The organism is Enterobacter sp. 01-M-03-SI-ECC (assembly GCF_047530215.1).
Classification (GTDB): domain Bacteria; phylum Pseudomonadota; class Gammaproteobacteria; order Enterobacterales; family Enterobacteriaceae; genus Enterobacter; species Enterobacter chengduensis.
Genome location: NZ_JBLKDA010000071.1, coordinates 1 through 4,881 on the forward strand (window position 1 = coordinate 1; position 4,881 = coordinate 4,881).

General features: G+C 51.8%; 7 protein-coding genes and 1 pseudogene. 2 read left to right on the forward strand and 6 right to left on the reverse strand.

Going from position 1 to position 4,881, the window contains the following annotated elements:
- Together ACMWKK_RS25830 and ACMWKK_RS25835 are read right to left on the reverse strand one after the other, a co-directional pair.
- Window positions 1-285, reverse strand: a pseudogene (locus ACMWKK_RS25830) (nuclease); the annotation flags it as partial.
- Complete coding sequence (locus ACMWKK_RS25835; RefSeq protein WP_001445156.1) at window positions 275-598, reverse strand: MobC family plasmid mobilization relaxosome protein; 324 nt, start codon at window positions 596-598, stop codon at window positions 275-277. The pseudogene ACMWKK_RS25830 and the gene ACMWKK_RS25835, both read right to left, overlap by 11 nt.
- Window positions 599-1,241: 643 nt before the next feature.
- Here ACMWKK_RS25835 and ACMWKK_RS25840 point away from each other — a divergent pair.
- Window positions 1,242-1,352: a hypothetical protein gene (locus ACMWKK_RS25840; protein WP_048246078.1), complete on the forward strand. Its 111-nt coding sequence runs from the start codon at window positions 1,242-1,244 to the stop codon at window positions 1,350-1,352.
- A 254-nt stretch (window positions 1,353-1,606) separates the two neighbouring features.
- Here ACMWKK_RS25840 and ACMWKK_RS25845 read toward each other — a convergent pair whose 3' ends face one another.
- The 4 genes from ACMWKK_RS25845 to ACMWKK_RS25860 all read right to left on the reverse strand — a co-directional run bounded on the left by ACMWKK_RS25845 (window position 1,607) and on the right by ACMWKK_RS25860 (window position 4,357).
- Window positions 1,607-2,068, reverse strand: a complete 462-nt coding sequence (locus tag ACMWKK_RS25845) for a hypothetical protein (protein WP_065707752.1) — start codon at window positions 2,066-2,068, stop codon at window positions 1,607-1,609.
- A gap of 399 nt (window positions 2,069-2,467) precedes the next feature.
- Window positions 2,468-3,382: a lipid A hydroxylase LpxO gene (gene lpxO / locus ACMWKK_RS25850; protein WP_023343074.1), complete on the reverse strand. Its 915-nt coding sequence runs from the start codon at window positions 3,380-3,382 to the stop codon at window positions 2,468-2,470.
- Between the two features lie 270 nt (window positions 3,383-3,652).
- Entirely contained in the window at window positions 3,653-3,868 is a 216-nt protein-coding gene (locus tag ACMWKK_RS25855; protein ID WP_023343075.1) for an MbeD family mobilization/exclusion protein, read from the reverse strand.
- A gap of 3 nt (window positions 3,869-3,871) precedes the next feature.
- Window positions 3,872-4,357, reverse strand: coding sequence for an MbeB family mobilization protein (locus tag ACMWKK_RS25860; protein ID WP_023343076.1), 486 nt, complete (start codon window positions 4,355-4,357; stop codon window positions 3,872-3,874).
- 250 nt (window positions 4,358-4,607) lie between these two features.
- Here ACMWKK_RS25860 and ACMWKK_RS25865 point away from each other — a divergent pair, with 250 nt between their 5' ends.
- Window positions 4,608-4,853 (forward strand): hypothetical protein, encoded by a 246-nt coding sequence (locus ACMWKK_RS25865; RefSeq protein WP_023343077.1) that lies wholly within the window; start codon window positions 4,608-4,610, stop codon window positions 4,851-4,853.
- The last annotated feature ends 28 nt before the right edge of the window (window positions 4,854-4,881 follow it).

Genomic DNA, 4,881 nt, shown 5'->3' on the forward strand with positions numbered 1-4,881 from the left:
AACCCACAGCACGCTGTACTGGTCTTTGTCGAGTCCGGGCATCAGAACCCGTTCAAAGCTCGCCATCAGCTTTTCGCGCTGCCCGGGCGGTAAATCCTTTTCGGCAAAGGACAGGACGCCGGATGTGTACTTTTTTGCGTAGGGTGAGGCGTCGATAAGCTCCCTGACTTCTTCCGGCTTCCCCTGCAGAACGGTGGCGCCCTCGCGCTGTCGGTCTTTCCCCAGCAGATAATCCACCGGACCGGCGCCACCGCCGCGCCCTCGCGGGTGAAACTTAACGATCATCGTCTGCACCCTTTTCCAGCACGGCATGCCGCAGCCGCTCGAGTCCGGCATCTATGGCCATCAGCGCGGCGACGACCTGCACGCGGTCGTGCCCGCTGCCACCACCGGCGTTAACCTGCCGGGCAATCTGGTTAAGGTTGTTCCCCATGCCGGCAAGCTGACGAAGCAGCGCCGGCGAGATCGAGGGAAGCTTGCCGGCGCGGGCGGGTTTCTCGTCCAGGCACGTCTGGCGCATCCAGGCTGCAAGCTGTTTACCGTCGCAGCGCTCCAGCAGACGCCGGTGCTCATCCTCGGTCACCCACATCGTGAGCATTTTGCTGCGTTTGTCTGCCAATCCGGCCTCCTGATAACGCCGGGACGGGCGGGAAATCTTTTCCCGGTCGGCGCGGTGTTGGACAAGCCGCAGGCGCGTCAGTGGTTTTAGCGGGTTTCGGGGCGCAGCCCTGAACCAGTCACGTAGCGCTAGCGGAGTGTATACTGGCTTAATATGGTAAATCGAAGTGGGAATTCAGGGAAGTGCTTCATGTGGCAGGTAAAAAATGCGTCTGTGGGGCGTAAGTGCGAAATGCTGGGGACGATGAAATGACGCCTCCTCGCTCACTCGGTCGCTACGCTCCTGCCGTGAGACTGCGGCGGGCGTTACCGGCTCACGAATGGCGGGATAAAGAGATGGCGCTCAAATCAGGAAGGGCTGGGAAAAGGATGCGGCGTTGCCGTTTTTCCATAGGCTCCGCCCCCCTGACAAGCATCACGAAATATGACGCTCAAATCAGTGGCGGCGAAACCCGACAGGACTATAAAGATCCCAGGCGTTTCCCCCTGGTAGCTCCCTCGTGCGCTCTCCTGTTCCTGCCTTTCGGTTTACCGGTGTCATTCCGCTGTTATGTGGCCGCGTTTGTCTCATTCCACGCCTGACACTCAGTTCCGGGTAGGCAGTTCGCTCCAAGCTGGACTGTATGCACGACCCCCCCGTTCAGTCCGACTACCACGCCCATTCCGGTAACTATCAACTTGAGTCCAACCCGGAAAGACACGACAAAATCGCCATTGGCGGTAGCCACTGGTAAGCAGGATGTGCGAGAGATGTATCGAGAGTTCTTGAAGTGGTGGCCGGACTACGGCTACACTGGAAGGACAGATTTGGTGACACGTCTCGCACAAGACTGTTACCACGGTTCAGAAGTTCCCCAACTTACTGAACCTTCGAAAAACCACCTCCCCAGGTGGTTTTTTCGTTTTCAGAGCAAGAGATTACGCGCAGAGCAAAACGATCTCAAGAAGATCATTTTACAAATTGGATAATATCCCTCCGCCCCTAACACTAATATAAAATTATCGGGCTTGCATGCCCCTCACCATTTTCCCCATATCCACCACCAAACAATAGTTCGTCGAGTTCTTTGCTAGCTTGATCAATACACGCAGCCACATGAATAGCAGAAGGGTACTCATCATACTGAAAATTATCGCTTTTTTCAGGAGGGAGTCGATCATAATACGGATGACAATCCACATAATAATGACGTATTAGCATCCCAGTTTTATCTTCGTACTCTGATGGCTGCAACGTACTCCCTGGGAAAGCTTTTGCAACATGTATAGCAGCTTGAAAGGTATCAAAATATCGCCCAAACATTGGCGTTTCAAAGCTAGGCGACTCTGTCGAAAAATCCCCCATAACTTGCGCCAAATAACCATTATCTATCTGCCATTGAACATCTGATCCCATAGCCCACTCTCCCAGAGTTACTCCTAATAAATAACCATAATATGTATTTACCATAACGCTTCTTGGCCGCACCCCCTGAGAGCCCCTCAGCGCGTTTCTGCGGCCTGAGGGCCGTTTCCGGCACCTTTCCCCGGCCCAAACCCTGAAAAACGCCCCTGATAATTTCTGCGCGGCTGCATGGCTATGCACAAGAGTGAATGGCGGCCGGTTTCGTGAAGGAAATACCGTGAAAGCTCCGAAAGAAACGCTTAATTGCACAGCAGCACATGAACGTGATCAGATGAAATCTGTCTACTGCCGCACTTCTTCACGAAAGGCCCGCTGAGCGTCAGATTCGGGCCTTTCTTACTAAAAAGATTTCAATAGAATTTTTTAGCAGGCGATTTTTATCTATAACCATACATTGAGCATAGAAGACCCAAATTTATGTATGACTCAATAGAAAAAAACAAATCACAGCCATCTAAACACTGAGACAGCAAGCCAAACAAAAATCAAAGAAATAACTCCATTTTTAATCAAATAATATAGTTTTCGATTCCTTTTTTTTAGCTTCTGACCTGCATCACGAATAGCATTAACATATTTAAATAAATGATTTATAGCACCAGTCCTGTCATTATTATCGTTGGGTGATGCTGCCGCTGACATTAGCACCCCACCTATCCACCTATTTATTTTTTGTGACCACCGCCACTTCATCGGCCTTTCTATATCACAGAACAAAATAATACGTGTCTGCTCGGTATCATTCTGAGCCCAGTGAACAAAAGTTTCGTCAAAAATTATCACTTCACCATCATGCCAACTGCGGCGTACACCATCAACTTCAATAAAACACCGTTCATCATTTGGTGTTGATAATCCTAAATGATAACGAACTGAACCGGCATAAGGGTCACGATGCTTTCCTAAATGGCTTCCTGAAGGCAATTCAGCAAACATCGCTGCTTTAATACAGGGAATAGAGCTAACCAGTTGGGTTGTTACTGGGCAAAGCCGCTCCGCTGATGGATGAGCATCTCCATACCACTTGAGGTAAAAGCGCTTCCAACCGCGCTTAAAAAATGTATTAAATCCTGCATCATTATTTTTTTCAGATGATTTAATGTGCCCTTGCAAATTAACAGCTTCGTCTCTTATAACCTGCCAGTTATCAATTAATGGTTGAAGTTCAGGAAATGTTTCTGGGGGAAACCATGCCTGCTTTGACGGCAGCTTCGAAAAGCCTGTCATAAACATATTTATCGGAGCCATAAATGTTGAATGATCAAATAACTGCCTGGAAAACTTTTGTTTTATTTTACCGCGAGAATGCGCATACAATACACTGATAAGAAAAACAAAAATAATAATAAGTGACAGCATGTGTATATTCCTTGTTCACGCCAATAATAAAAATCTCTTAAAGATAACATAATGAATGCACTTAAATTATAATCTAAATGCTATTTATCAATAGTATAATCGAAGCTTCACCAGAACATATCTACTACACAGGCAGAGAGGATTTCAGCAGGAATTATGCTGAAATGAATCAAAGGGACGGACCGTGATATACCCGCTGTCGCTGTGATCGTTCGAGCTCCAGCGCTTTCTGATGCCGCGCCTCCCGCACCTGCTGCAGCTCGACGGCATTCAGCCGCTCGACAACCGGCGCAGCTGATCGCTCAAACTCTGCACCTGCCTGCTCAAGCCCGTGACGCGCTCGCTCAGCGCCGCGTTCTCCCGTTGCATAAGACCAGACATCGTCCGCCATTCCGCGAAGGCGCTCTCCCACTCGTCCAGCCTTTTCGAGTAGTCCTGCTGTAGCTGCTCTAATGCGCTCAGCAACTGTTTTTCCAGCTCTGTCATGTGCTATTTCCCCGCCAGTATCATCCAGCTCGAATCCTCTCCGAACCGTCCCGCTTCCGGGTTCACCCTCACGCAGCGGCGTCTCTGCTCGCCGCAGGTCGAGAGCTGCACGCCGCTGTTCCGCTCGGACAGCATCGCCTGCGTGCTCTTCTGCTCCCGGATGCTCACGTAATTGTCGAGTATCTGCTGACTCTGCCACCACAGAATGGCCGCGTTCGAGGCGATCAGCAGCACGGAGACCAGGACGATGGTCAGCCACGTCTGGCTGACCATGCGCAGCATCCCTTTCGTACGCTGGCTCATGGCTGAGGACAGCTTCCGGTCGTGGTCGAGGATGGCGGCGCTGATTCTCTTCTCGCTTTCGCTCAGTTCCGCTCTGACAGACTTCTCGTGCTCGCTGAATGCGGCTTTCAGCATCTCGCCGGTACTCTGCTGCTGCGCTTTCGATTTCTGCTCTAAGTCCTTCGCCAGCGTTAAAAGACTGTTCATAGATGGCTCCCTTCAGTCGGATGTTTCGCCCCCCGTCCGGGTCGGCAATGCTGATGCTGCTTTTTGTGGTGCGTACCACCTCAAAACCTGCGCTTTCCAGCGCCTCAGTGACGTCCTGGCGGGTTTTCAGCTCCCCGGACGAGGCCAAGGCCAGTAAACCCCGTGTAATTGCCTGAGCGGCTTCCTGCTTCGTTTCCGGCAGCGCGGACGGCGTGACCAGCGCCCGCCGGTTTTCAGGCGCGTTCGGGTCATGCAGCCCCAGCCTGCCGTTCACGATGGTCTGCCAGGCATCAATGCGCGGACGGTCGGCGCGGTCGTAATACGGCTGGAGACGCTTGCCAGTCAGCAGCTCCGTGTTCGGGATCAGGAAGTTCAGCTCCAGCCGCCCCTTATCCTGGTGCTCAACCCACAGCACGCTGTACTGGTCTTTGTCGAGTCCGGGCATCAGAACCCGTTCAAAGCTCGCCATCAGCTTTTCGCGCTGCCCGGGCGGTAAATCCTTTTCGGCAAAGGACAGGACGCCG